The 26,838-nt window shown below is 64.5% G+C and carries 27 protein-coding genes; 3 read left to right on the top strand and 24 right to left on the bottom strand.

The genetic code is table 11. The features are described 5' to 3' along the window. Positions 1-48 precede the first annotated feature (48 nt). From V5F66_RS13075 to V5F66_RS13065, 3 genes are all read left to right on the top strand, one after another. On the top strand, positions 49-2,553 hold the full coding sequence (locus V5F66_RS13075) for a heavy metal translocating P-type ATPase (RefSeq protein ID WP_348841905.1): 2,505 nt from the start codon (positions 49-51) through the stop codon (positions 2,551-2,553). 58 nt (positions 2,554-2,611) lie between these two features. Next, positions 2,612-3,088 carry a hypothetical protein gene (locus V5F66_RS13070; RefSeq protein ID WP_394070233.1) on the top strand — a complete coding sequence of 159 codons (477 nt, stop codon included), beginning with the start codon at positions 2,612-2,614 and terminating at the stop codon, positions 3,086-3,088. 369 nt (positions 3,089-3,457) lie between these two features. After that, positions 3,458-4,393 (top strand): LysR family transcriptional regulator, encoded by a 936-nt coding sequence (locus V5F66_RS13065; protein WP_348841903.1) that lies wholly within the window; start codon positions 3,458-3,460, stop codon positions 4,391-4,393. On the opposite strand, the gene V5F66_RS13060 is transcribed toward V5F66_RS13065, so the two are convergent. The 24 genes from V5F66_RS13060 to V5F66_RS12945 form a co-directional block, all read right to left on the bottom strand. Continuing rightward, positions 4,368-4,613: a DUF2274 domain-containing protein gene (locus V5F66_RS13060; protein ID WP_348841902.1), complete on the bottom strand. Its 246-nt coding sequence runs from the start codon at positions 4,611-4,613 to the stop codon at positions 4,368-4,370. The two genes, V5F66_RS13065 and V5F66_RS13060, sit on opposite strands and share 26 nt — an antisense overlap. 1 nt (position 4,614) lies before the next feature. After that, positions 4,615-5,859 (bottom strand): TraB/TrbI/VirB10 family type IV secretion system protein, encoded by a 1,245-nt coding sequence (locus tag V5F66_RS13055; RefSeq protein WP_348841901.1) that lies wholly within the window; start codon positions 5,857-5,859, stop codon positions 4,615-4,617. Then, positions 5,856-6,908, bottom strand: coding sequence for a P-type conjugative transfer protein TrbG (gene trbG, locus V5F66_RS13050; protein WP_394094011.1), 1,053 nt, complete (start codon positions 6,906-6,908; stop codon positions 5,856-5,858). The genes V5F66_RS13055 and trbG overlap by 4 nt, the downstream gene beginning before the upstream one ends. Further along, positions 6,905-7,594, bottom strand: a complete 690-nt coding sequence (gene trbF / locus V5F66_RS13045) for a conjugal transfer protein TrbF (protein ID WP_394094010.1) — start codon at positions 7,592-7,594, stop codon at positions 6,905-6,907. The genes trbG and trbF overlap by 4 nt, the downstream gene beginning before the upstream one ends. Further along, positions 7,594-8,871: a P-type conjugative transfer protein TrbL gene (trbL, locus tag V5F66_RS13040; protein WP_394094009.1), complete on the bottom strand. Its 1,278-nt coding sequence runs from the start codon at positions 8,869-8,871 to the stop codon at positions 7,594-7,596. Before trbL ends, trbF begins: the two co-directional genes overlap by 1 nt. Next, entirely contained in the window at positions 8,868-9,131 is a 264-nt protein-coding gene (gene trbK-alt, locus V5F66_RS13035) for a putative entry exclusion protein TrbK-alt (RefSeq protein ID WP_394094008.1), read from the bottom strand. The genes trbL and trbK-alt overlap by 4 nt, the downstream gene beginning before the upstream one ends. Positions 9,132-9,140: 9 nt before the next feature. Continuing rightward, positions 9,141-9,875 carry a P-type conjugative transfer protein TrbJ gene (gene trbJ / locus V5F66_RS13030; protein WP_348841896.1) on the bottom strand — a complete coding sequence of 245 codons (735 nt, stop codon included), beginning with the start codon at positions 9,873-9,875 and terminating at the stop codon, positions 9,141-9,143. After that, positions 9,872-12,310: a conjugal transfer protein TrbE gene (gene trbE / locus V5F66_RS13025; RefSeq protein ID WP_394070238.1), complete on the bottom strand. Its 2,439-nt coding sequence runs from the start codon at positions 12,308-12,310 to the stop codon at positions 9,872-9,874. The genes trbJ and trbE overlap by 4 nt, the downstream gene beginning before the upstream one ends. Before the next feature lie 10 nt (positions 12,311-12,320). Continuing rightward, positions 12,321-12,593: a VirB3 family type IV secretion system protein gene (locus V5F66_RS13020; protein WP_348841894.1), complete on the bottom strand. Its 273-nt coding sequence runs from the start codon at positions 12,591-12,593 to the stop codon at positions 12,321-12,323. Then, positions 12,593-12,892 (bottom strand): TrbC/VirB2 family type IV secretion system protein, encoded by a 300-nt coding sequence (locus V5F66_RS13015; protein ID WP_229646956.1) that lies wholly within the window; start codon positions 12,890-12,892, stop codon positions 12,593-12,595. Before V5F66_RS13015 ends, V5F66_RS13020 begins: the two co-directional genes overlap by 1 nt. A 29-nt stretch (positions 12,893-12,921) precedes the next feature. Then, entirely contained in the window at positions 12,922-13,908 is a 987-nt protein-coding gene (trbB, locus tag V5F66_RS13010; RefSeq protein ID WP_394094007.1) for a P-type conjugative transfer ATPase TrbB, read from the bottom strand. Between the two features lie 292 nt (positions 13,909-14,200). After that, positions 14,201-16,177 carry an ATP-binding protein gene (locus V5F66_RS13005; protein ID WP_394070241.1) on the bottom strand — a complete coding sequence of 659 codons (1,977 nt, stop codon included), beginning with the start codon at positions 16,175-16,177 and terminating at the stop codon, positions 14,201-14,203. 114 nt (positions 16,178-16,291) lie between these two features. Further along, positions 16,292-16,720 (bottom strand): CopG family transcriptional regulator, encoded by a 429-nt coding sequence (locus tag V5F66_RS13000; RefSeq protein ID WP_348841891.1) that lies wholly within the window; start codon positions 16,718-16,720, stop codon positions 16,292-16,294. Between the two features lie 5 nt (positions 16,721-16,725). Beyond that, entirely contained in the window at positions 16,726-18,705 is a 1,980-nt protein-coding gene (locus V5F66_RS12995) for a conjugal transfer protein TraG (protein ID WP_348841890.1), read from the bottom strand. Positions 18,706-18,729: 24 nt separating this feature from the next. Further along, a complete protein-coding gene (locus V5F66_RS12990) occupies positions 18,730-20,469 on the bottom strand; it encodes a relaxase/mobilization nuclease domain-containing protein (protein WP_149578522.1) in 1,740 nt (579 codons plus the stop codon). A gap of 555 nt (positions 20,470-21,024) precedes the next feature. Next, positions 21,025-22,113 carry an IS110 family RNA-guided transposase gene (locus V5F66_RS12985; RefSeq protein WP_012112611.1) on the bottom strand — a complete coding sequence of 363 codons (1,089 nt, stop codon included), beginning with the start codon at positions 22,111-22,113 and terminating at the stop codon, positions 21,025-21,027. Positions 22,114-22,303: 190 nt separating this feature from the next. Next, positions 22,304-23,089, bottom strand: coding sequence for a lytic transglycosylase domain-containing protein (locus V5F66_RS12980; RefSeq protein WP_394026630.1), 786 nt, complete (start codon positions 23,087-23,089; stop codon positions 22,304-22,306). Positions 23,090-23,134: 45 nt separating this feature from the next. Beyond that, on the bottom strand, positions 23,135-23,680 hold the full coding sequence (locus tag V5F66_RS12975; protein WP_149578523.1) for a S26 family signal peptidase: 546 nt from the start codon (positions 23,678-23,680) through the stop codon (positions 23,135-23,137). Then, complete coding sequence (locus tag V5F66_RS12970) at positions 23,677-24,207, bottom strand: DUF2840 domain-containing protein (RefSeq protein WP_373878253.1); 531 nt, start codon at positions 24,205-24,207, stop codon at positions 23,677-23,679. The genes V5F66_RS12975 and V5F66_RS12970 overlap by 4 nt, the downstream gene beginning before the upstream one ends. Beyond that, positions 24,204-24,455: a hypothetical protein gene (locus V5F66_RS12965; RefSeq protein ID WP_149578524.1), complete on the bottom strand. Its 252-nt coding sequence runs from the start codon at positions 24,453-24,455 to the stop codon at positions 24,204-24,206. Before V5F66_RS12965 ends, V5F66_RS12970 begins: the two co-directional genes overlap by 4 nt. After that, the gene (gene parA, locus V5F66_RS12960; protein WP_149578525.1) at positions 24,452-25,105 is read right to left on the bottom strand and encodes a ParA family partition ATPase; all 654 of its coding nucleotides are present in this window, start codon (positions 25,103-25,105) and stop codon (positions 24,452-24,454) included. Before parA ends, V5F66_RS12965 begins: the two co-directional genes overlap by 4 nt. Then, the gene (locus V5F66_RS12955; protein WP_149578526.1) at positions 25,102-26,256 is read right to left on the bottom strand and encodes a replication initiator protein A; all 1,155 of its coding nucleotides are present in this window, start codon (positions 26,254-26,256) and stop codon (positions 25,102-25,104) included. The genes parA and V5F66_RS12955 overlap by 4 nt, the downstream gene beginning before the upstream one ends. 15 nt (positions 26,257-26,271) lie before the next feature. Further along, entirely contained in the window at positions 26,272-26,553 is a 282-nt protein-coding gene (locus V5F66_RS12950) for a helix-turn-helix transcriptional regulator (RefSeq protein ID WP_149578527.1), read from the bottom strand. 140 nt (positions 26,554-26,693) lie between these two features. Then, positions 26,694-26,838 (bottom strand): DUF2285 domain-containing protein (locus tag V5F66_RS12945; protein ID WP_394094100.1); only part of this gene is annotated, 145 nt, incomplete at its 5' end.

Below are 26,838 nucleotides of genomic sequence, written 5' to 3'. Positions count from 1 at the left end.
TCAGATGTCGGGTTGGGCGATGCTGGTGAATCTGGGGAGCTTACAAAGATGATCGAGAAGCTTCGACTGGACATTCCAATCCTTCTGCCAAACGTGCCCGACGCTGTAGACTCCTGTGTGAGTCGGCTCGTTTCGGAGCTTCAGGAGCGCGCGGGCATTGAGTATGTGCACGTCGCTGGCGGCGAGTCGGCGCAGCTCTGCCTCCACTATGACCCGACGGTAATCGGCTTACCTCGCATCCGGGAACTTGCCCAAAGCGTTGGCGCGCAGATTACCGAGCGGTTCGGTCACGCGATTTGGCAGGTGGAAGGGATCACCCATGAACGGCGTGCGCGCACCGTTGCCGAGAAACTGCGTAAGCTTTCCGGGGTATTGGAGGCCGAAGCCAGTGCATCTGATCTCGTACGCGTCGAATTCGACCGCGAGGCGGTAACAGAGCAGGAAATCCGAAACGCCCTCGTTCAAATGGGGGTTATCGCCGCGAGGGATGCGGCCGCGCTACGGCTGGATAGGCTGCCCTCTCACGCTAGATATGATCATCGGTCAGTCATGTTTACGCATGCCAGGTCAGAACATAAGGAAGGAAAAGGGGAGCACGATCATGCCCATGGCAGGATCTTCGGACCGAACACTGAGCTAATCTTCTCTCTTGCCTGCGGCGCGCTGCTCGTCGTCGGTTTTGCCATCGAGAAGCTATTACCGGCCGCACCCGGCTGGCTGCCCATCGTGTGTTTCGTTGGGGCATATTTCTTTGGCGGCTTCTACACGGTCCGCGAAGCGATAGACAATCTGCGCCTGCGCAAGTTCGAGATCGATACGCTGATGCTGGTAGCGGCTGCGGGCGCGGCTTCGCTTGGCGCATGGGCGGAAGGCGCGCTGCTGCTCTTCCTGTTCAGCCTAGGCCACGCATTGGAACACTATGCCATGGGCCGCGCCAAGCAGGCGATCGAGGCCCTGGCCAAGCTCGCTCCACGCACGGCCACGGTGCGCCGCGCTGATGGCATCTTGGAGGTTTCCGTAGAGGAACTTGTGATCGGCGACGTGGTGCTGGTCCGCCCTAACGAGCGTCTACCTGCCGACGGCTTCCTGGTGAAGGGCTCCTCCGCCATCGATCAGGCTCCTGTCACCGGCGAGAGTATACCGGTGGACAAGCGCTCGGTTGACGACATTGCTGTGGCACGGGCGCGGCCAGACACGGTTGGCTCTGACTCGCGGGTCTTTGCGGGAACAATCAACGGTGCCGGCGCCATTGAGGTGGAGGCGACGCGCTTATCGAGCGATACGGCGCTGGCAAAGGTAGTAAAAATGGTGAGTGAGGCGGAAACGCAAAAATCACCGACCCAGCGGTTCACTGAGACATTCGAACGTATCTTCGTGCCCGTGGTGCTGGCGCTCGCGATCCTCCTTCTGTTCGCCTGGGTGGTGGTGGACGAGCCATTCAGCTCAAGCTTCTATCGTGCCATGGCGGTACTCGTCGCCGCAAGTCCTTGCGCCTTGGCCATCGCCACGCCGAGCGCGGTGTTGTCCGGCGTCGCGCGAGCGGCACGTGGCGGCGTGCTGGTGAAGGGTGGCGCGCCACTGGAGAATCTGGGCTCGCTGAGTGCTATCGCATTTGACAAGACGGGAACGCTGACGGAGGGCAAACCGCGCATCACCGACGTCGTGGCGGTCGAAGGGGTTTCGGAACATGAGCTCCTCTCGGTTGCGGTCGCAGTAGAGGCCCTCAGCGATCACCCGCTGGCCGCTGCAATCGTTCGCGACGGGCTTGCCCAGCTGGAAGGAAGAGACATAGAGGAGGCGACCGATCTCAAAAGCCTCACCGGGCGCGGCGTGGTCGCTTCATTTGCCGGACAGCCGGTCTGGCTCGGCAAGGCTGAGATGTTCGGGGAAGAAGGTATTCCCCCGCTCACTCCGGCCGTGAAGGCATCGATCGCGAAGCTACGAGACGCCGGGCGCACCACGATGGCGGTGCGGTTTGGTGAGCGGGATCTCGGAGCCATCGGCCTTATGGACACGCCCCGCGCAGCCGCTCGCGATGCGCTCAAGCGGCTGCGCGATCTCGGCATCACTCGGATGCTCATGATCTCGGGCGATCACCAGAAGGTAGCCGACGCCATCGCCAAGGATTTAGGGCTGGACGAAGCTTGGGGCGACCTCCTCCCCGAGGACAAAGTCGTGGCGATTCAAAAGCTGCAAAAGGAAGCCAAAGTCGCGATGGTCGGCGATGGGGTCAATGATGCGCCGGCGATGGCGAATGCCACGGTTGGCATCGCCATGGGAGCCGCCGGATCCGATGTGGCGTTGGAGACCGCGGACGTCGCACTCATGGCGGACGACTTGCGTCATCTCCCGTTCGCGGTCGGGCTGAGCCGCCGTACGCGTTCCATCATCCTTCAGAACGTGTTCATAAGCCTGGGAGTGGTGGCGCTACTGGTTCCGGCGACGGTATTTGGCCTCGGTATCGGCCCTGCCGTGGCGGCGCACGAGGGATCCACGCTGGTGGTGGTGTTCAATGCACTACGTTTGCTTGGCTACCGCGATGGGGAAACATGACGTGATAGTGAATGAAAAATCGCAAACTATCAAAAACATCTTGGTACGAGAATATTTCATGAAGAAAATACCCGTCGCAATATTTGTTTTTATTGTCATTTGTGGGTCTTATATCGACTCATCTTTTGCAGAGGTTGGCCAATCGACGAACCCTACTCCGGCCGATTTGCGAGGACAGGCCGTTAGTCATTTGAAGTTTATGTATGGTATGTATTTTGCGATTCGTGGATGTTCAGAAGCATATAATGCTCAAGCGGAACCTAATTTTAAGCCAACAATTACTTTAGCCGAGGCGCAACAGGTTCTGCGTGCGGCGGATGCTGCTGCTAGATCGGTCGGTATCGATGTTGACAAGGCATGGCTTGAAATGAGCTCCATTGGGCAAGCAGCAGGAGAAGCGCTCAAAATGAAGACAGACGATAATTATAAAAAATGTCAACAAAGTGGAATGTTTTTCCGAACAATCACATCTCGCCTTCAGATGACAATTCGTAAATTGGATGGAAATATTCACATAATAGAAAAAGACTATTAATATTTATAATTTATGTAATTAATATAAATTTTAGAAAATTATATATCATTTTAATGATAATAGATTCTTCCATTGCCTATGAGGACGTCCGTCATTGCCAGGTATCCAGTTTGATAGTGACAATACGGTGCTTGGAACGACGGAGGAGGGCAGCTGCGCGCGAATAAATGACGATCTTATTTGGTTGGGGGCGCCTCTCATTAGCATGGCCCGGCTTAAAGTCATCACTTATATGAGATGGTCGCGATTTCCCTCAATCCTATCCGCAATGACGCGGCTATTGATTTCCATGTAAATTATATTTGCTACTCATAATTTAAAATAGGAATTACGTATTATATGCAACTATTAAAATGGAGAGCGTTCCATATGTCAAATACAAATGCGGAAATTGAAATCCGCTACCTCAGATATTTAATTGCTGCCTCCGAATATGGGAGCTTTCGGAAGGCGGCAGCGGCACTCGGAGTGCAAGAATCCTCCGTCAGTCGGCGGATCCGGGACATTGAGGATCAGGTCGGGGCCTCCCTGTTCTTGCGACACCCTGGAGGGATCAACCTGACCATAGCCGGACAACGCTTTCTCCATCGGGTCCGCCATGCGTTGGACCACATTCGCGATGGAGCGGCGGAGGTGGCCGCCATTGGCCGTGCCGAGGACGGATACGTCAAAGTGGGGCTGTTTTCTTCACTTTCGTCTGGTTTCCTGTCGAACCTATTTCGAACATATGATGCAAAATATGGATCTGTTCACATCGATTTCATCGACGGCGAAGCACACGATCACATCAATTCCATTCGCCAATTTCAGCTTGATATCGCTTTTGTCATCGGATTGGCCGATTGGCCGGAATGCGATACGGTTTATCTTTGGTCGGAACAGGTCCTTGTGGCATTGCCTGAAGGCCATCCGCTCTCCGCCGAAGACGCGTTGACATGGCGAGATCTCAGTTCTGAGAAAATTCTTATCCGAGACACTGCATCTGGGATGAGAATCCAAGACTATGTCATTCGCAAATTCCGTGAAGTCGAATGCGAGCCCCGTGTCGAGGCTCAACGAGTTGGGCGATATAAGCTTCTCAATCTCGTCGCGTCCGGCCGCGGAATAACGTTGGTCATAGAATCCGAAAATTTGGTCAAGGTCCCCGGTGTGACCTATCGTTCTCTGCGCGGCGAGGTGCTCCGGTTCTATGCCGCTTGGTCGCCGAAAAACGACAATCCGGCGTTTCGGACATTGCTCAGCCTTGCACGGGCGATGGCTCGCTCCTCGGGATCGAGCCCTACGATATCCCACGCGCACGATTGAGATGAGCCGAACGCCGGGCCTTCGCGAAACCGCGATCTGTCGCAATGAAGCGCTCAAGCATCGGGACGATCAGGCGGGCTGGGTCAGTCGGTGACTGATTGTTTTCGCGGCCGAGGATTTCACCATAGGCGACGAGGTCGCGGTGCAGGCTGGCGGGCACCTCCAATGATATCTTCACCGGCTTGTCGTCGGGGATTTGGCCGAGCTTCAACTTCGTCATATCAGCCTCCGTAGGGTTCAAGAACGAGGTCGCGCGTGACGATCACCCGCACCGGAAATCCCGGCCGGATGGTAAGGGTCGGCGCAATGTTGAGCTGGCGCTGGACGATCTGCCGGCCGGTTTGGCTGATGCTGTCGGAGGCGCCTTCCCGCAAAGCGCTCACGAGGTCGCTATCGCTGCCGGACGTCCCGGCGCTTGCCCCGACGCTGAGGATGGTCGAGAGCACCGCGGCTTTGAACAGCTCGCCCCAGTGATAATCGACCCCATCCTCGAGGCCGGCGTAGCCTTCCGCGTCGGCTCCGGTCTGGCGCTCCAGCACGATGGACCGGCCATTGGGGAAGATCAGGCGGTTCCAGACGAGGAGCACCCTGCGCTGGCCGAAGCCGACGCCATTGTCATACTGGCCGATGATGCGGGTGCCCTGGGGGATCAGGAGAATCCGACCCGTCGGGCTGTCATGGACATTCTCGGTCACCTGGGCGGTGATCTGGCCTGGAAGGTCGGACCGGATGCCGGTGATCAGCGCCGCGGGGATGACGGCGCCGGCCTGCAGGATGTTGGCGGAGGCAGGAGCCGCCACGCGGTCGGGCGACACGGTGCGCCGGTCCACGGCCTGGTTCAGGAAGGCAAGCTGGCGCTCCTGGGCCGTCGGCGTCGCCGCCTGCGGCACAAGGCCGAGGCTGCTGAGATCGGCGGCCGGCGCCGCTGACGCTGAAGTGACTCCCGCCTGTTGGGCCACCGCCGGGCTTGCGGGCCGAGTGTTGGTCTGGGCGAACAGCCGTCCGGTCCGCGCTGCCTCGCTCTCCTGCTGCTGGCGCTGCTCCTCGGGGCTCAGCGCGGGATTGGGCATGCCTCCCATGGCCGGCATCGTCGGCTGAACCGCGGTCTGCGCATTGAGAATAGGCCGTCCCAGATCCCCCGGCAGCGGTGGCCCCAGCTTTGGGATGCCGGTGTAGTCCTTCGGCAGGCCGGCGAGCCCGTCCGGCGTCGCCTTGACGTCGGTGGCATAGAGCTCCTGTCCCGGGCCGTGGTCCTTCCGCGCTTGCAGGGCGTAGATCAGCGCCCCGCCGATCCCGAGGCCCACAACCAGCCCCAGCCCGGCCAATACCTTTCGGGACAGGCGGGTCACCCGCGGCGGCTCCGGCCGCAGCCGCATCGCGGCCACAGCTTCCCCCGTCAGCGGTCGAGCGCCGTCATCGCCAGCCGATCCCAGCCCTTTCTCCTTCCCGGATTCATTGCCGCTCATAGGACTGGCCTCCCGTCGGTGCGGGAGATGCGCACGCGCTTCTGGTCCTTATCGGCACCGAAGCGCAGCTCGGCTGCGGCGAACAGCCTGTCTACAATCATGTAGCTGCTGCGCACGCGATAGTTCACGAGCTCGGAGGTGTCGCCCTGCGGGCCGACCACGAAGAGCGGCGGCATCTCGCCTTGGGCGATCCCACGCGGAAACTCGATGAATACCTGCTGGCCGTCGTCGAAGGCGCGCAGTGGCCGCCATGGCGCCCGGTCACCGGTCACCTCATAGCGGAAGTTCACTTTGGTCAGGTCGATGCCGGTGGCCACAGGCTGTACCGCCTGCGCCTCGGCATTCTGGCGTCTGAGGGCGATGAGCTGATCCTGGGGGTACTGCCAGGAGACCGAGGCCATGTAGGTCTTCTCAGTGGAGCGCAGCTCCATGTGATAGGTGCGCAGATTGGTGTTGATCACGAGATTGGTGGTGAGGTCCGGCCGCGTGGGCTTCACCAGGATGTGGACCTGCTTCCCGCCCGCTACCCCGCTCTCCGTGTCGCCGATGATCCAGCGCACGGTGTCGCCGGCCGCCACGGGCCCCGTCCCCACCAGTTGCTCGCCGGGCTGGAGGGCGATGTCGGTGACCTGTCCGGGCGCGGCATAGACCTGATAGAGAGCGCCATCCACGAAGGGATAGACCTGCATGGAGTTGATGAAGCCGTTGCGCACCGGCTGCACGCGGGCGGCGGCATTGGCCTGGTTCACTCGGGCCGTCGGGTCCGCGGACTCGGGCTCCGCCTTGCCATCCTTGCCCACCGGCTTCAGTTGGCCCGGCAGCGGCAAAGGCTTCGGCAGCTCGACGATGCGCACCGGTCCGGGCGGCTCGGCCTTGAAGACAGCGGGCGGGGCATCGTCGTATTCGATCTCCGGCGGCTTCTGCACGGTGGCACAGCCAGCGAGCGCGGAAGTGCAAATGAGGAGAAGCGGCAAGCCGGATTTACGGAAAGCCGGAAAGGAGAGGGCCCGGAAAGCCGGCCTCCCGGATGTGCGGATGGCCGTCGTCATTGTGCGAGCTCCTTCGACCAGTTGATGGCGTTGACGTAGATCCCGAGGGGATTGGACCTGAGGCGCTCGGCGTCTCGTGGCGCCTGCACCACGACGGTGAGGATGGCGCTCCAGCGGGCTGTGTCAGCGAGGCTGCCGTCCTGGTAGCGGCGCTCGGTCCAGGCGATGCGGAAGGAGTCCGGCGAAGCGCGGATGACGCTGGAGACCTCCACCGCCACCTGCTGCTTGCCGACCCGGGCGAAGGGATCGTTGGCGCGGGCGTAATCGTTGAGGGCCACGGCGCCGGCCTGCGTCGTGTAGGCATAGGCCCTAAGCCAGTTCTGGCGCACGATGACCGGATCGACGGAGATGCTGCGCACCTCCTCGATGAAGCGAGCGAGGTGGAAGGCGATCTGGGGATCGGAGGGGCGAAAGTCCGCCGCAGCGGGTGCCACTGCCAGCGCCTGACCGAGCTTGTCCACCTGGACGACCCACGGCACCACAGAGCCGCTCAGGGCCTGCCACGCCAGGGCGCTGGAGAGGCCGGCGGAGAGGGCGAGGCAACCGAAGGCCATGAGGCGCCAGTTCTTGGCCTGGACGCGGGCGGAACCGATGCGGTCGTCCCAGACCTGGGCCGCGCGCTGATAGGGCGTCTCGGGCTCGGGAGATCGGCCGTAATGGACCGATGGTCGCTTGAAGTGCGTCATCAGCGATCGCTTTCGGAGAGGGAGATTGCGGAGCCGCCGCCGTGGCTGTCGCCAGACCGCACCGCATGGGTCGCGGTCTGGATGCCGTGGGCCATCTGCTGGGAGCGGCGCATGCGCTGGGCCCACTCGGGAACATCACCGGAAGAGGCCGGAGCGCTCGACGAGGTGGCAGCGGCCCCGGAGGCGGGCGACGCGGCGGCTGAACCGCGCAGGGGAGAGGTTGCCGCCGCTGCCCCAGCGCGTGCGACACGACCAAGGCCACCCGCGACGCCAGACACCCCGGATTGACCGGCAGTTCCCGCGCTGTAGGCGGATGCGGCTCCTCCGGCGAGGCTCGCGCCAGCACGGGCCGCCGCGGCCGTTCCGGAGAGCGTAACACCGGCCCCCCGCAACGCGAGGCCGGCGGCGCCGGCTCCCGCGAGCGCCGCACCGCCTGCGGCGAGCCCGGTCCCGACGGCCGCGCCTGCGCCCAGCTGCGGCGCGCCGGTGATCAGGCCTGTCGCGATTCCCGGCCCGAAGATCCCGAGCCCGAGGAGCGCCAGCGCGGCCAACACGGCTGCCAGCGCCTGGCTGATGGTGGGCTGGGCATCGCCATAGGAGGTGGTGAATTGAGAGAACAACCCCGAGCCGATGCCGACGATAACCGCCAGCACCATCACCTTGACGCCGGAGGCCACGATGTTGCCGAGCACCTTCTCGGCGAGGAAGGCGGTCTTGCCGAAGAAAGCGAAGGGGATGAGGACGAAGCCAGCGAGCGTCGTCAGCTTGAACTCGATGAGGGTGACGAAGAGCTGCACCGCCAGGATGAAGAAGGCGATCAGGATCAGCAGCCATGAAACGAGGAGCACGGCGATCTGCACGGCATTGACGAAGAGCGCCACCGGCCCCGTGAGCTGGCTCGCGGTATCGAGCAGGGGCTGGCCGGCGGTGAGCCCGATTTCCGCAAGGCGCCCCGGCCGCAGGAACTCTGTGGTGCTGATGGCGGAGCCGCCGGCCTTGAGGCCGAGCCCGGCGAAGCTCTCGAACACGATCTTCGCGAGCGTGTTGAAGTTGCCGATGATCCAGGCGAAGAAGCCGATGGCGAGGGTTTTGCGCACCAGCCGGCGCATCACGTCCTCGTCGGCGCCCCAGGCCCAGAACAGGCCGGCGAGCGTGATGTCGAGGGCGATGAGGATGGAGGAGAGGCCCGTCACCTCGCCTTTGATCAGGCCGAAGCCGGAATCGATGTAGCTGGTGAAGGTGTTGAGGAAGGTGTCGATGACGCCCACGTCGTTCATGGCGCCGCTCCGTCCACGGGCTTGCCGAAGAAGCGGCGGCGGTTCGCCTCCCAGAGCGCGGCGCAGCGCGGATCGATGGGATTGGCCATGTCCAGCGTGGCGCAGCTCTTGAGGTCGGCCGAGGAGACGTTCCCTGCTTTCACGCTGCTGATAGTGACAGTCGGCTCGTGAGGCCTGCCTGAGGCGATGGCGAGGGCTGCGATCACCGCGCCCACAAGGCCGGCGACGATGAGGGTCCTGAGTGCAGTGCCCTGATCCATGGCCGCCCCTCAATTGCCGCGGAACATGGTGACGGCGGAGGGCTGGTAGCTCGACCGGGTGGAGAAGCGCCGGTAGTGCTCCTGCCCCTCCGACACCGCGGTCGCCCGCTCGGCTTCAGACAGGGCCTGCGCCCTTCCGTTGGCGGCGACCACGGCTGTGAGATCGGACAACTGCTGGGCGTGGAGCGCCTGGAGCTGGTTGCCGGCCTGCATGGCCTGCAGCGCGCCGGTCGCCGCCTGGCTCTGGCCGACCAGCGTCGACGTCTGCTGCCGGTTGGTGTCGAGATTGCCGACGACGCCCGCCTGCACCCGCAGCGCATCCTGAAGGCCGGCGACCGTGGTCTCCCAGCGGCTCTTGGCCTGGGTGACAAGGGCGGCATCCGTGGCGCTCAGGAAGACAGAGCCATACTGACCCTGGAACGCCCGGTCGATGGCGGTGACGTCATAGGCGATCTTCTGCGCCTGCCCGAGCAGCTGCTGGGTCCGCTGGGCCGACTGCTGGAGCGCGCTCAGGGAGGAGTACGGCAGGCTCGCCAGATTGCGGGCCTGGTTGATCAGCATCTGCGCTTCGTTCTGCAGCGAGGTGATCTGGTTGGTGACCTGCTGCAAGGCCCGCGCCGCCTGGAGGACGTTCTGGGCATAGTTGGAGGGGTCAAAGACCACGGCCTGTGCCGCAGCCGGCGCGAGCGGACACATGAGGAGCGCCGCAGCGACGAGCGCCGCCCGCAGCATCAGGCGGATCATGAGCGTGTCTCCAGAAGGTCGAGGGTGGGGATGAGGTCGGCGGCCCAGCCGAGGCCCCGATGCCGTAGCCAGGCGGCGAGGAAACCATCGCGCCCATGCTCGGCGAGGATCAGCGAGAGCGCAGCCTGATCGGTCTTGGACCCGGCGGCGCACAAGGCGAGCGCCACCTGCGACAGCCCGAGCTCGAACAGGCGGTTGCCGCGTCGGGACTGGCAGTAATAGTCCCGCTTCGGGGTGGCCCGTGCGAGGATCTCGATCTGCCGGTCGTTGAGGCCGAAGCGCCGGTAGATGGCGGTGATCTGGGGCTCGACGGCCCGCTCGTTGGGGAGCAGCAGCCGCGTCTGGCAGCTCTCGATGATGGCCGGGGCGATGGCCGAGCCGTCGATGTCGGAGAGGGACTGCGTGGCGAAGACGACGCTGGCGTTCTTCTTCCGCAGCGTCTTGAGCCACTCGCGGAGCTGGCCGGCAAAGCCCGGATCATCGAGGGCGAGCCATCCCTCATCGATGATGATGAGGGTCGGAGACCCGTTGAGCCGGTCCTCGATGCGGTGGAACAGATAGGACAGCACGGCCGGTGCCGCGCTGGTGCCGATCAGCCCTTCGGTCTCGAAGGCCTGGACGGAGGCCTGCCCTAGGTGCTCCGCCTCGGCATCGAGCAGCCGGCCATGGGCGCCACCGATACAATAGGGACGCAGCGCCTGTTTGAGATCGTTGGACTGGAGCAGGACGGCGAGGCCGGTGAGGGTCCGTTCCTCGACGGGAGCGGAGGCAAGGGAGGTGAGGGTCGACCAGATGTGCTCCTTCACCTCCGGGGCGATGGAAACGCCCTCGCGGGAGAGGATCGCCGTGATCCAGTCGGCTGCCCATGAGCGTTCGGCGAGATCATCCACACGGGAAAGAGGTTGGAGCGCGACGCTGTCCTCGCTCCCATCGGACAGGCTCCCGCCGAGGTCGTGCCAGTCGCCGCCCATGGCGAGGGCGGCCGCCCGGATGCTGCCGCCGAAGTCGAAAGCGAACACCTGGGATCCAGCGTAGCGCCGGAACTGCAATGCCATCAGCGCCAGCAGCACCGACTTGCCGGCGCCCGTCGGCCCGACCACGAGGGTGTGGCCCACATCGCCAACGTGGAGGGAAAAACGGAACGGGGTCGCCCCCTCGGTCTTGCCGTAGAACAACGGCGGCCCGCCGAAATGCGCGTCCTGTGCCTCGCCCGCCCACACCGCCGACAGCGGGATCATATGGGCGAGGTTGAGGGTGGAAATGGGCGGTTGGCGGACATTGGCGTAGACGTGCCCCGGCAAGCTGCCGAGCCAGGCATCCACGGCATTGATCGTCTCGACCATGGCCGTGAAGTCCCGGCCCTGGATCACCTTCTCCACCAGCCGGAGCTTCTCGTCGGCGACGCGGGGATCACAATCCCAGACGGTCACCGTGGCGGTGACATAGGCGATGCCGGCATGGTCGGCGCCCAGCTCCTGCAGCGCGAGGTCGGCGTCCGAGGCCTTGTTGGCGGCATCCGAATCCACCAGCACCGCAGTTTCGTTGGTCATCACCTCCTTCAGGATGGCGGCGATGGACTTGCGCTTGGCGAACCACTGCCGGCGGATTTTTGTGAGGAGCCGGGTGGCATCGGTCTTGTCGAGGAGAATGGCGCGGGTGGACCAGCGATAGGGAAAGGCCAGCCGGTTGAGATCGTCGAGGATCCCCGGCGTAGTCGCCGTCGGGAAACCAACGATGGTCAGAACCCGCAGGTGCTCGGCCCCGAGCATGGGCTCGAGCCCACCGGTGAGCGGCTGGACGGCCAGGAGCGCGTCGAGATACATGGGCGTCTCGGGAACGCGAACCCGTTGGCGCTTGGTCGAGACGCAACCGTGCAGATAGGTCAGGGTCTCGGCATCGTCGAGCCAGCGGCACTCGGGCATGAAGGCTTCGACGAGCCGTAGGACCCGATCCGTGCGATCGATGAACCCGCCCAGAGCCTCATGCGGATCGAGCCCTTTCCGCTCGCTGCCCTCATAGAGCCAGCTCTCGGCCCGGGCGGCATCCTCCACCGGCGGGAGCCAGGTGAAGGTCAGGAAATAGCTGGATTCGAAGTGGCTGCCCGCCTCTGCGAAGTCGGCCCTGCGCTCGGCCTCGACCAGCGCGGTGGCGGGATCGGGGAAGACGCTCGCCGGATAGGCACCCGCCGGGTGTCGCTGGGCCTCCACAAAAAGTGCCCAGCCGGAGCCGAGGCGGCGAAAGGCGCTGTTGAGGCGACCCGCCGCCGCCACCAGTTCGGCCGGCACCGCGGAATCAAGGTCCGGCCCACGGAAGCGTGCCGTCCGCTGGACGCTGCCATCCTTGTTGAGGACAACGCCAGAGCCGACCAGTGCCGCCCACGGCAGGAAATCCGCCAGTCGGCTGGCGTGATGCCGGTACTCCGCGAGGTTCATCATGATGCGCCCCTCAAACCGACAGATGACCGGGGATGCGCAGATGGCGGCGCACCACGTCGATGAAGAGCGGATCACGCTTGGCGGCCCAGACGGCGGCGAGATGGCCGACGGCCCAAAGGGCGAGGCCGACGAACCAGAGCCTCAGGCCCAACCCGACGGCACCGGCGAGCGTGCCGTTGAAAATGGCGAGGGCCCGCGGCGCGCCGCCGAGCAGGATCGGTTCGCTGAGCGCCCGATGGACCGGCACGGAGAAGCCCGGCACCCCGCCGATATCGGCCGGCATCAGACCAGCGCTCCGCCGCTGAAGGAGAAGAAGGACAGGAAGAAGCTGGAGGCGGCGAAAGCGATGGAGAGGCCGAACACGATCTGGATCAGCCGCCGGAACCCGCCGGAGGTGTCCCCGAAGGCGAGCGCGAGGCCGGTCGAGATAATGACGATCACCGCGATGATCTTGGCGACTGGCCCCTGGATCGAATCCAGGATCGATTGCAGCGGGGTCTCCCACGGCATGGAGGAGCCGGAAGCGTGGGCCGCGGAGACAACACACACGCAGGCGGTGGCGCCGGCCACGGCCTTCAGCAGCCGGAGGTAGAACGGGGGGAGCGTGAAAGTCACAGGGAGGTTCCTTCTTCGGAGGGAGCAGTGATGGGGATGACACGGTAGTCGCCGTCAGGGCCGAGACCTTCGACGCGGGCCAGCTCGGTGAGGTGGCGCGCGCAGCCCCGGCCCGACAGCACGGCGATGAGGTCGATGGTCTCAGCGATCAGGGCGCGCGGGACCGTGACGACAGCTTCCTGGATGAGTTGCTCCAGCCGCCGCAGGGCGCCCATGGCGCTGCCGGCGTGAATGGTGCCGATGCCCCCGGGGTGGCCTGTGCCCCAGGCCTTCAGGAGGTCGAGGGCTTCGGCACCTCGTACCTCGCCGATCGGGATGCGATCCGGCCGCAAGCGCAGCGACGAGCGCACCAGGTCCGAGAGCGAGGCGACGCCATCCTTGGTACGCATCGCCACAAGGTTGGGGGCGGCGCATTGGAGTTCCCGCGTGTCCTCGATGAGGACGACCCGCTCGGACGTCTTGGCCAACTCGGCGAGGAGCGCGTTGGTGAGCGTGGTCTTGCCGGTGGAGGTACCACCGGCCACCAGGATGTTGGCGCGGGAGGCAATGCCTCGGCGCAGGACTTCGGCCTGAGCCGCCGACATGATGCCGGAGGCCGCATAGTCGTCGAGTGTGAACACGGCGATGGCAGACTTGCGAATGGCGAAGGTCGGGGCGGCTACGACGGGCGGGAGCAGGCCTTCGAACCGCTCTCCCGTTCCGGGCAGCTCGGCTGACACACGCGGGGCGCCGGCATGGACCTCGGCGCCGATATGGTGCGCAACGAGGCGGACGATGCGTTCGCCATCGGAGGCGGCCAGCCGCTCGCCTGTATCGCAAAGCCCTTCGGACAGTCGGTCGACCCAGAGGCGGCCGTCGGGGTTGAGCATGACCTCGACGACCGCATGGTCTTCGAGAAGGCGGGCGATCATCGGGCCAAGCGCGGTGCGCAGCATGCGTTCGCCGCGTGTAAGACCCTCCGAACTGTGAGCTGAAGCCGCCATCTCATCCCCGCGCTTGCCGAGGGCGGCGCAGACGCGCCCCGGACAGGGATGATTAAAAGAGCCGGAAATTGGGAGGATTCAACAAGCCAATGCGGGCGTCGCGTTCTGGCGTGCAGATACTTGAGAACGGCGGGGTGCTGCTATTGTACCTGAGGAGCGAGGAGGCTCGGAGCAGAGGACTTCGCAGAGGGCTGACCGCATCGAGATCGGTAAGGCCGGAAAGCAGATCAGGATGCGCGCCGCCGCGCTCTTCTTCCGACATCATCTCAGACCCCGTAGCGGCATGTCCGCGCTAGCCATTGAGGCCGAGGCGCGTGAAGAATGCCGAGTTCCGCGCCTTGGCGTCCCGAAGGAGCTTCGAAAACGGAACGATTTCGACGAACGCCTTCGGGTTGTCTGTATAGCCGAACATGCCCTCGTTATCGGGGGTCGGTTGCAGCGGCAGGCCGATCAGTTGCTTTCTCAGCCCCTCTGTCAGGTCCGCGACGATATAGCAGTCGAAAGATGTCCGCTCCCCGACGTTCGAAATTACACGGCCGCTCTTGTCCCGGAAAGTCTTCGATGACTTGATGAGGTTCACATACCGCAGCGCTTGCCGGATGGGGTCCTCGTTCGGGTATGCTTCGAGGCCGGGACGCTTGAACTCTACCAGCACTACTTTGTCACCGGATTGCTCGCCCTCTCGCCACGCCAAGCAGCTATCGTAAAGAAACGCCAGGTCGGGCCGCTCCTGGCTTCCAGTGTTGAGGTATGACCTCGCCTCCTTATCGGATGCGAAAAAATTGAAGAAGGCCAGACGATCATCTAACAGCCAAAGATTATGGTCGTCGATTTCGGCGATTTGCGAAGAATCTATTTTCATCGGACAAATGAGCGCGTGTACAGCGTCCTCTAGATGGTGCCTGCGCTTTTCCGGGTCTTCATAGGCGGTAAGTGCGTCAAGAAAATCCAGAATCGCCTTTCGTTTTCTGACATATTCAGCCAAAGCGCCTTTCTTCTCGTCATCTACGTAGCGCATATACTCATCGACTTTTTCTTGAATCTCCTCTTGGTGACTGGGTGGAGATGATATCTCCTGGGACAGACGGCGGAATTCACGTTGCCGACGGTATCTCCGCCGGCTCATCGAGACGAATATTTCTTCTTGCTTCCCCGCACTGTTCAGCGGCAACGCCTCAACGAACGCATCTATCTCATTGTTTAAAAATAGGAATTGTGGATTTTCACGAACCAGCGCCTGGGTGTTGCGGACCATCTCTGCTCGGGAGACGGAAATGTAGTCCTTGAGGTATTCGCGCACGCTCGATGCGACGCCTCGCCGGATGAGTGTTTCCTCGCTGGAGGAGAAGGTAAATCCGTCGCGCTCCTGATTAACGCTTTCATCGAGATAGGGACCGGACGCGCATCCGATATAAATCGACTCACCATCAAGGCTTCGCAGGCCGATTTGTTCATCGATACATTGTTCTGTAACACTTCTCTCATGCGCGCAAAGAAACATCCAATTATAGCTTTGCCCTCTTGGACGGATGTCCTTGTTGCATTTCATGTGCCTGATAGCGATCGTGATTTCACTACCATCGTCCAGCTTTACCGGGAAGTCCGAGACGAATGTATTGATGATTTTGTCTTTGAAATACGTAGGGAGATCGAATGCCTCGTCGCCGTCACTCAGTTCGGCGCTTGGGCAGGCGCCGGATGCCAGGATGGGCAGAAAATGCGCGATCAGTCGCTGGACAAGTGTCTCCGGCTTGGAGGGGCATCGGCTCTTGTACTCGCTCTTGAACTCGCCGAGCGTGATGACCGTCCGAGGCGCCGTCGCGCCGTTGGCAGCGCCATTCAACTCGTTTCGAAGCTGATTGCTTTCGTCGAGCACGAAATCGAATGATCGCCGTAGAAATTGGTCGCCTTCGGCGTAAATGCTTTCGATCTTAGCGCCGCCGAAAACGCGCAACCAAGAAAGGCGCCCGACACCTTTGCCGCCCAAGCCGATTTTTTGCCGACTGTCAGGGGTGCGGAAGGACCGGTAATTCTCGTCAGTGAATCCGATTCCATTGTCCTCGATCTTGAAGCCAACCACCTCGCTGCTGTCGCGGAGGATTGTGATCTGGATACGCCCCTTGCTGGGAGCGTCATCGCCGAACCGGAGATTTACAGCATGGAGCGCGTTGCTGAACGCCTCCATCAACGGCAGCAACGAATTTGTTTCGGACGGCTTTAGTGGGAGGCGGTTGACTCGCCCAACAATGTCACTGACCAGATCGGCCATCGCCGTTCCCCGTATGCGGCGGCTGTTTGCTGCCCTCGAATTCCGTTAAGCCAACCGTAGCAACCATTCAATCGTAAAAATCCGATGACCGTTCCTGGCGCACAGTGCTCATAGTCACTGTGTGGGAGCGGCTTGGTCCTCCGTGACCTCCTGAATGAGCTTCGGCCCCTTCGCGAGGCGCCGACCAAGCGCGGCGACGAAGGCCTCATAGCGTTCCCCCGCTTTGGCCCTGGCCGCCTGGGCCGCGGGCTCGGTCAGGGTCGGCGTCGTGGCGAGCCAGAAGCGGATGAACACGGCGAGCGTCTCGACCGAGATGCCGACGTCGCGCTCCATCCGTGTCATCCGCCTGTCCAGCTGATCCAGGCGCTTGGCGATCGCGGCTTCGCGTCGTTCGGCGGCGTCGGGAGACAGGAACGATGCGATGGCAGCCTCGGCGACCAGCGACTGAGGCTGGTCCCGGCGCGCGGCATAATCTGCGAGCAAGGCCATGGTGTCCGGATCGAGATAGACAGTGATCTGCGCCTTCTTCTTGCGTGGGGCCATCGCAGTCACAGCTCCATGCCGTCGCGGGGGTCGAGCGACACCTGACGCGCCACACCCTGCATGACGCGTGTCATGCGGCTGTTTCGGGCGACGTCGTCCTCGCTCTCGTCCGCGAGGTCGATCTCGAACTCGTTCTGCGGTAATGCAGGCTCCTCGACCGGAGCCACCCGAGCCAGCTCCGGCTGCTGTCGGCGCTCCGACCCGGTCGTGTCCTCATCATCCTTTCCCTGCACCATCAGGCTCAGTTGCGAGGGTGCGGGCAACGGCAAGACGGTCCAGTCGTCGGCGCGCTGCTCGTTGGGTTCTGCAAGCAGAGGTGGCTGCAGGATTCGCTCCCGGAAGCGCGCATCCTCATAGTACCGCGCCTTCTTCGCCCGGATCGGCGGCGTGCCGGCCACCATGACGATCTCGTCGGCGGGCGGAAGCTGCATCACCTCGCCCGGCGTGAGGAGCGGGCGTGCCGTCTCCGAGCGCGACACCATGAGGTGGCCGAGCCAGGGCGAGAGCCGGTGGCCGGCATAGTTCTTCATGGCCTTCATCTCGGTGGCGGTGCCGAGGGCGTCCGACACGCGCTTGGCCGTGCGCTCGTCATTGGTGGCGAAGCTCACCCGCACATGGCAGTTGTCGAGGATCGAATTGTTCGGGCCATAGGCCTTCTCGATCTGGTTCAGGCTCTGCGCGATCAGGAAGCTCTTGAGCTCGTAGCCAGCCATGAACGCGAGGGCACTCTCGAAGAAGTCGAACCGCCCCAGCGCGGGGAACTCGTCCAGCATCAGGAGGAGCCGATGGCGGCCGGCCTTGGCCTGCAGGTCCTCGGTGAGGCGGCGCCCGACCTGGTTGAGGATCAGGCGGATGAGCGGCTTGGTGCGGTTGATGTCCGAGGGCGGCACGACGAGATAGAGGGTGGTCGGCTGCCGGTGCGCTACAAGGTCGGCGATGCGCCAATCGCAGCGCCGGGTCACCTCGGCGACCACCGGATCGTGATAGAGCCCGAGGAAGGACATGGCGGTGGAAAGAACGCCGGAGCGCTCGTTCTCCGACTTATTGAGAAGCTCCCGTGCCGCGCTGGCGATCACCGGATGAGGACCCGTCTCGCCGAGGTGCGGCGTCGTCATCATGGCGGCGAGCGTCGCCTCGATGGGGCGCCTGGGGTCGGAGAGGAAGACGGCGACGCCGGCGAGGGTCTTGTCCCTTTCGGCATAAAGGACATGGAGAATGGCGCCGACGAGCAGAGCGTGGCTGGTCTTCTCCCAGTGGTTGCGCTTTTCCAGCGAGCCTTCGGGGTCCACCAGGATGTCGGCGATGTTCTGGACGTCCCTGACCTCCCATTCCCCGCGGCGAACCTCCAGCAGCGGATTGTAGGCGGCCGATTTCACATTGGTGGGGTCGAACAGCAACACGCGCCCGTGCCGTGCCCGGAAGCCGGCGGTGAGCTGCCAGTTCTCGCCCTTGATGTCGTGGACGATGGCAGAGCCTGGCCAGGTGAGGAGCGATGGGACGACGAGGCCCACGCCCTTGCCCGACCGGGTGGGCGCGAAGCACAGGACGTGCTCGGGCCCGTCATGGCGCAGATAGTCCCCTCCATGGCGGCCGAGCACTACCCCGTCGGATCCGAGAAGACCGGCTGAACGGATCTCGTCCGGCTCGGCCCAGCGGGCGGAACCGTAGGTCTCGACCCGCTTCGCCTCCCGGGCCCGCCAGACCGACAGGCCGATGGCGATCGCAATGGACAGGAACCCGCCCGAGGCCGCGATGAAGGCGCCTTCTGTGAAAATCTCCGGCGCATAGGCATCGTAGAAATACCACCACCAGAAGAAGGCCGGCGGGTGATAGACGGGCCAGTACCCCAGCACGAACCAGGGTGAGCCGAGTTGGTCCTGGAAGCCCAGCCGCCAGGCGACATATTCCGTCGCCCCCCAGGTGGTGGCGAGCACGATGGAGAAGACTGCGAGGATCTGGCCCCAGAGGATCTTGGTCGCGGACATCCGGCGGTCCTTTTGCGCTTGAGGTCAGAGGCCGAGGCCGCGCTTGCGGCCGAAGGACCAGTCGATGCCACCATCGGACCGGGCGACACCGGAGACGTGCTTGCCGAGCTGCTTCTCGAGCGAGGGCGTCCAGGGCACGAGCTGGAAGCCGAGGCCGTCGTCGATCATGGCGAAGCGGCCTGAGGCCAGGGCGAAGCGCTGGCGATAGGTGCCGGTGACGTACTCACCAGTCCCGGCACGTTTGAAAGGCTGCCCGTTCCCGGCGGCGAGCCGCTCGCCCAGTGCGCTTATCTCCTGCCGGCGCAACGTCTCGATGAGGTCGCGAGCGAAGACGATGTGTTGGCCCTGACGCTGGGCGAGGCCTTCGGCGACCAGATGTACGGCACGGCGGTCCATGGCATCCCGCACATCGCCGCCGAAGCCGTTGTCGGAGAGGGAGGCGGGCTCGCGGGCGAGCGCCTGCCGGTCGAGCCAGGTCGCGCCCGCCGCCGTGACCTGTCGCTCGATGTCGAGGTCCGAGCGGACCGCGAGCGCGGCCCGTTGTTGGCCGTGGGCATCCTCGAACCTCCTCAGCTCGACGATGGAGCCGGGAGCGCCATCGCCTGCCGCATCGAGGTCGGGCAGCCTGATGTGGTGGGTGCGCCCGTCGACGCCGTCGACCACGGCATAGGCCGTGCCCTTCAGCTCGTCGTCGAGGCCGCGGTCGACCAGGCGGCCGATGATGGGTGCATCGAGGTGCTCACCAGAAAGCACATAGCTTGCGGTACCGCGCTCGATGCCCTGCGAGGTCAGAGCCCGGTGCATACGCTTGATGATGTCGCCGCGCTCGCCCAGCGCGCGGAGCGTGGCCTCGGCCTTCTCGTCGATCACCCACTGGCCGGGGCCGACCTGATCGGCGAGTCCGATGGTTTCGAGCTTGCGCAGTCGTCCGACCTTCAGGGCATGGAACGCGTCCGGCTGGCGATCGGCATGGGGCGCGACGTCGATCACGCCGGTCTCGTGCTGGTCCCGGACCAGTTGACGGTCGAGCTGCGTCCACCTCTCCGCCTCCACTTGCCGCTCGATGGCGCGGCGGATGTCGAGGTCGGTGTGCGGCCCCAGCTCCTGGGTGACCAGATCCTGTGCGCGGGCGCGCATGCCCTCCTTGATGTAATCGCGGGAGATGACGAGGTCCTGGCCGTCGTCGGTCTGGCCACGCACCAGGATGTGCAGGTGGGGGTTGTCCGTGTTCCAGTGGTCGACGCCGACCCAATCCAGCTTCGTGCCGAGGTCCGTCTCCATCTGGCCCACGAGGTCGCGGGCGAAGGACCTCAGGTCGGCCATATCCGCCGCGTCCTCGGGCGACACGATCAAGCGGAAATGGTGCCGGTCGTCAGCGCATCGCTCCGCAAAGGCGCGGCCATCTTCCTCCTCGGCGCCCGGCCCGAACAGGCGGGCCTTCTCCCCGTCCTGGGTCGCGCCCTCCCGGCGCAGGTAGGAGAGATGCGCGATCAGCGGTGTGGCGCGGGCGGTGTGGCGCACCACGCGGGTCTTGATGACGACGACGCGCGAGCGACCCGTGAGCAGGCGGTTGGCCTGGATGCTCGCCGTCCGCCCGCGGCCGAAGTGCGAGCGGGTGCCGGAGGTGAGGCGGCCGGATCGGGAGACGTGGCCACCGGCCTTCTGGGCCGCGGCGAGGGCCTGGGCGATGAAGGGACGGGCCCTCTGGGCACGGGACGAGCGGATGCGGCCGGGCCGGACGCGGAATTCCCGGTCATCGGTCATGACGCGCCCCTGCAAGGTGGGGGAAGGCCAACAGGATCAGTGACTTGAGTACTCGATGCACATTGTCGAGCAGCAGCGCAATGTGCGTTTGGCTCAAAATTCCCAAGCAAAAACAACCGCCCGACCTCAGCGCACCTTGCGCCCTTTTATCTCGCCCTCCTAATCGGTCGTATTTCCACTGCTCTTGCGGACATCGTCGTTCATCCTTCCCGATGCGAGAATATACTATGCTGTTCGCCACGGCACGCCTCCGCTCGCGGGCTTCGAGTTCCGATGCGCCTTGCACTCCTCCGCGCTCTGCGACGGGGTGTTCCGGCTGCACGTCGGCAGCGCTCGAACCGTCGCGGCGCACTTTTCCATCGGATTGACGGAGCATCGTCACAGGCAATCGAGCGCGGTCCGGCCGTCTTCCGATCGGCACAGCCGCAGGCAAGATAACGTGCGTTCCGTCGGTCCTGGTCTGCATCGGTCCTCATCCGCCGAGGGCGGATCTCCATGTTCAGAATGGCGTCCGTCAGTTGCGGGCGCGCTGCATGTCTCGTGTCAGCAAGTTGCTCATCGGTGGGCTCCCAGGAGCTTGCGATCCTTGGTGTGCGCCCGCTGCGCGGCGTCGGCAGTGCTCGCTGCCGGATCGCCGAGATAGAAGGTGCCGTCGCTCCACATGGCGTGCATGATGACGGCCAGTTTGCGGGCCACGGCGACGCACGCCTTGCGATGGCAGGAGCGCTTGGCGATCTCCTGGCCCCAGGCCTTCACCTTGTCCTTGCCCTTGAAGCGGGTCAGCAGTCCCGATGCCGCCTCGTAGAGCGCGCGGCGCACATCAGAGTCCCCAGCCTTTGAGATACGCCCCTGCACGTCGATCGATGTGCCCGACTGCCATCGCCTGGACGTCAGCCCGAAATAGGCGGCAACGTCGCGCGAGCGGCGGAAGCGGGACGGGTCGTCGATCGCCGTCATGAAGCTGAGCGCCGTCACCGGCCCGACGCCTGGGATCGCCATGAAGCGCCGGCACAGCTCGCTTTGCGCCACCAGCTTCACGACGAGATCGTGCAGCCGGCAATACTCCTTCCACAGCGCGGCGCGCGCCGACAGCATGGCGTCCATGAGCTCGCAGGACAGCGGATCGTCGGCCACCGCCTCCCGCACCGCCTGGTCGAACTTGCCGCGCGAGGTGCCACCGAGCTTGATCCCGAAGCTCTTCAGCGAGTGGCGGATGGCGTTCTCGAGATCGAGGAACTTGCGCTTCAGGTTGCGTCGATGCGTCAGCAGCAGGCGCATCCGGTAGCAGCTTTCCGTCTTCACGTGCGCCTGGCGGAACCAGCCTGTGCGCATGATGTGGGCGATCCCGAGGGCGTCCGCTGCGTCGGTCTTGTTGCGCTGGGCCGACATCGCGGCCCGCACATGCTGCGTCTCCAGGCAGATCGCCGGCAGGCCGAGCTTCTTGAGCTCGGGATGGAGCCAGGGCGACAGCGAGCCGGCCTCGTGGCCGACACGCTTCAATCGCCCAACGAAGGGCTTCAGCACCGCCAGCAACGCCTCCGGCTCGGTCGCCACCTTCACCGTCAGATGTACTTCACCGCGATCATCGACGACGCACACCGCCGTCTCCTCGATGGCCACGTCCAGCCCGCAAAAGAAGTCCATCACCCGCCTCCTGCGTTGCGTAACGCGGGAGATTTTACCGGGCGGCGAAGCTGTTGGTGGCGCGCTCTTCGGCGGGGAACCGTCCTGCCGATTACGGGCGGCAATCGGACGGTTGTGTCCTGCGTCTCCCATCCCGCCCCTCGCCTGAACACGAGAGGCCCCGCCAATCTGCGAATGAGCCCGGTCGTGGTCATTGCACGCCTCCAGAGCCGCCACGGGCGACGAACAGGCCAGCAGACTGCGGAACGATGGCCGAGATATCGCGCACGTCAGGTGTCGGCTGAGCATGATCCGTTGACATTGGATCTGCCGCTGACGTGCGCACTGGCTGCACGGCGAAGATCGGAGCTTGAGCCCAGGAGGGTGTCTCGACCGCCGGCGGAGAGGGTGATTTCGGCGCGGAAGGTTCGGCTTCGCCGCGCGCGATGTCCGGCGCCAACTTGTCGACGTAAGCGCGCGTCTCCGGGGGCAGCGGGCGTCCCTTCCGAGAGGCCTCGTAGCGGCCCGGCCCCGCATTGTAGGCGGCGAGGAAGCCAGGATTGCCGTAGCGATCGAACAACTCCCGCAGGTAGGCCGCACCCGCCATGATGTTGTCGTGCGGGTCGTAGGGGTCGTCGCCGAGGCCATAGTGGACACGCAGTTCAGCCCAGGTCTGCGGCATGATCTGCATCAGCCCCATGGCGCCTTTTGGCGAGGTAGAGCGCGCGTCGCCGTCGCTTTCGGCGCGCATGACGGCCCGGATCCAGGCTGCGGGAATGTCGAAACGCTCCACCGCTTCCGCGATGAAGTCGGCGTAGCGATCGCTTGACGACGGCGGGTTTTGTGGCCCTCGTGTTTCCGCCGCCATGGCTGTCATTGACCAGCCGCAGAGCACTCCGGAAAGGAGAAGAAGGACCAGCGCACGAGGGCAAATGAGCACGCGCATCGGTCCGCACGCGCCATCACAGGCGCGCAAAAACAGTCTCGTCCGCGGCATGACGGCCTCTCGACGTGTGATGAAGGTGAAGATGGTCGGTCGCCCTCAGCGCGTCGGCGCACGCCAGACGAAGTGCCCATCGCCGGCCTCATCGGTGTAGAGCGGCACGGCGCGGCCGATCACGGTGCTGGCGGGCAGTGGCCCGAAATACCGCCCATCGAGACTGTCGGGCACATCGAAGTTCATGAGGAAGAGCTCGCCGTGGGCGATGCGACGGCATCCGCGCCAGACCGGCAGGGGACGTCCCATGCGGTCGCGCTCCAGCGCCTCACCGTAAGCCACGCCATCGACGGTGATGGTGCCGTCTTTGCGGCAGACCTCCTGCCCGGGAAGCGCCGCCACGCGCTTCATCAATGGGACGCCGGCGCCCACATAGGCGCGCTCCACCAGGAAGCGGGCGAGCGCTGCCGGCGGCGTGATGGCGAGGAGGTCCATGACATCGAGCCTGCGCGCGGGCTCGATTTCGTAGAGCCCGACGGGCGCGCTGGCGGAGACGTTCCACACCAGCTTGAGCGGTGTCGGAACAAAGGCGGCCGCCGCCGCCCCCATCACCGAGAAATACGTCACCATGACATAGCCGAAGCGGGTCATTCTTCGCACTCCCGCCGCTTGAGCCACGCGTGATGGCGCTCAGTCGTGTAGGCGCGGGGCATGTGGCCGGCGATCAGGCGGTTGTGGACGTGCCGCCAGTGGTCGGGGGCGACATCCGCGCCGTTGACGCCGATGGCCTCGACGGCATCCACGTGCTGGAGCACTTTCTCGACCTTCGGCCAGCCGTCGGCGCGCAGCAGGATCTCTCCGCCGGGACGCACGAAGGGCAGCGTCTGGTAGGCCTCGCCGGGTGCGACGGCGCGCACGATGTCGATGCGCGACACCACGGTGCCGAAGTCGTTTGCAGCCCAGCGGACGAAGGCGAAGATGGAGTTCGGCGCAAACGATACGATGCGGCGGCTACGGTCGAGAGTTTGTGCCTGCGCAGGCCGGCCGAAGCGGATCCAGTTCTCGATCCGCTTCTCGATCCAGGTCAGCTCCACATGGGTGAGCGGGTCTGGGGTCGGCGCGGCGGGTGATGGGGCGATGGGTTTGGGAACAGAGGATGGCACCGGCGGGCTCATCATGAGGCCTCTCCTGATGTCGGGGGAAATTCTCGGGCGAGGAGATCGCGGAGCATGTCCGCGACGGTCTGGCCGCGACCGAAGGCGGCGATCTTGATGCGCCCGCGCAGGTCGGGCGTGACGTCGATGGTGAGCCGCGCGGTAAAGCCGCCGGTGACGTCATTTGACGTCTTCGCCTCCGCAGCCTTGATCCACTGCTCCGGATCAGCCGGCCGCGCGGCGAAGCCCTTGCGGGTCGGCGGTGCGCTCATGGTAGGCGTCCATAACCGGCGAGACCGACGATCTCCGCCGCCAGCGCCGTGATCTCGCGCGCAGCCGGGCCACGTTCGTCCAGCTCGCTGACGAGCCGCCCGGACTGTGCCGACATGGCGAAGGCGACGCGCTGGCCAATGGTGGTCGCGAGCACGGGCGGATCGTGATCCGCCAGCGTCTCGGCCGTCTCACGGGCGAGCACGGTGCGGGCACCGCAGCGGTTCAGCACGAACCGCGCAGCAAGCGCCGGTCGGTAAATGCGCGCCTCATTGAGGAGCGCGAGCATCTCCGCGGAGGCCCAGCCATCGAGCGGCGATGGCTGCGCCGGGATCAGCACGAGGTCGGCGGCGAGGAGCGCCGAGCGCATGAGGCCGGCGACGCGGGGCGGCCCGTCGATGACCACATGGTCGGCATCCCGCGCCAGCTCGGGGGCCTCCCGGTGCAGCGTGTCACGGGCGAGGCCGACGACGCCGAACAGGCGCGGCAAGCCCTCGCGGCTGCGCTGCTGCGACCAGTCGAGGGCCGAGCCCTGAGGGTCCGCATCGATGAGGGTCACGCGCCGGCCGCGGCTCGCCCAGGCGCCGGCAAGGTGCAGGGCAAGCGTCGTCTTGCCGACTCCGCCCTTCTGATTGAGCAGCGCGACGATCATCGACGGCCTCCCGATGCGTTCGCGGGAGGCAGATCGGCTACGGGAAGAGGTTCTGGCGCCTGAAATCCGTCTTTACGGAAAGACGGAAGACCCTCATCCTTAGAGGTGCGCAGATGGGCAGCTTTTTGGGCCGGCTGAGCGCGGTTATCCACATCGCCCGCGCGCCTTTTAAAGTTAGACTCTATGTTAGAGTCTAAGTTAAGAGCGCGATTTTGCGTTTTCGGGCTTAGGGTTAACCCCTGTTTCGGTTCCTGAAAGCACGAGGGGCCGGTTCCTGATGGCACGTGGCACCGGGTTCCCGATGGCACGAAGGGATTCACAGGTTGTCCACAGGCCGGCTCGAAGGCGAGCAGCGTGCGCGCACCCGCGTCACACTCCAGAAACAGGGTGTAGCCGGGCAGCGGCTGGCGGCGGATGATGTCCCGCAGCTCGAAGGCGAAGCGCTTGAACGGCGAGAGGCTACCGGACTTGAGGTGCAGGTGGCGGAAGTCGAAGCGCCAGCCGTTGTGCTGGCGGCCGCCGTGCTTGCGCACCAGCCGGTAGAGCCAGCGGTCGAGCCCGCCCGTCAGGTCGAAATAGGCCCGGTCGATGGTGAGAACGAGGGCATCTTCGAGAATGGCGCAATAGAACCAGTCAGGAACGATGAGCTCGATTCCCGCGGGTCTGCCATCCCGGTCGGTGCGCTCCTTCCACTCGTTGATCCAGGAGAAGCGATGGCGCCGTCCCTCGGCCCGCTGGCGGATCGAGGTGGACACGGTTGTGGATTGCAGCCGGTCGAGCGCCGCCTTCAGGCGCTGGTAGTCCCGCAGCGAGGTGCCGCGCCCCACGAACCTGAGGATCTCATAGGGGGTGGCGACCATGAAGCGCGACGTGCGCAGGCCAGCGTCGCGGGCCTCCACGATCTGGCTCGCCGCCCAGATCAGGATGTCGGCGTCCCAGATGGTCGCCATGCCGTGGTCAGGCACGGCCTCGACCCGGATGGAGACATCGCCGGCGGCAAAATCGATGGGCGCGATACGATGGGTCTTGGAGAGGGAGAAGAAGGGATAGGCCATGAGATCCTGCGCATCCCGTGGCGCGAACGCGCCGGGAAGCGCGCGGAACAGATCGAGCTGTCCGCGCTCCGGCTGGGAGCGATGCCGCGCCGCCATGGAGAAGGGTTCCGATCAGCGTGCGAAACGGTGGGGCTCGACAACGCCGGGCAGGGCGTGGCGCTTGGCCGGCAGCACGCAGCCGCGCGGATCGGAGGTGGAGGTGACGGCGCCACGGGCGACCCAGGCCTGCAGGTCCTCGATGGCATAGACGACGCGTCCGCCGAGCTTGCGATAGCCGGGTCCGGTTCCGTAGGTGCGGTGCTTCTCGAGCGTGCGGGGCGAGAGGCTGAGGAAGACGGCGGCTTCCTTGGTGCGCAAGTAGCGTGGCGGCAGCGGGACAGCGTCGGGTCGCATGGATCGAACCTCCGTGGGCGATCTCGGGCCGCTGGTCATCAGCGGCGGATGGCGATCACGGTGGCGAAGGGCAGCCGTCGAGGGGGATGGGGAAGTTGAGGGGGGCGAAAATCCCCACCCTCAGGATGCCGACGATGCGGCTATGGTCTTCTGCGATGACGCAGGAGCCTGAGATAGCCGCCGCCGATCATGGCGAGGCCGCCTTTGACGAGGCCGATGACCTTGTCGCGCAGCGCCGAGGTTTTCCAGGGCTCGGATGCCACGCGCTTGTGGCTGTAAAGGAAG

The sequence above is a fragment of the Xanthobacter versatilis genome (genome assembly GCF_043193975.1).
Classification (GTDB): domain Bacteria; phylum Pseudomonadota; class Alphaproteobacteria; order Rhizobiales; family Xanthobacteraceae; genus Xanthobacter; species Xanthobacter autotrophicus_E.
The sequence above is the reverse complement of the archived record's forward strand: the minus strand, read 5'-3'. Positions and strand labels throughout refer to the sequence as shown.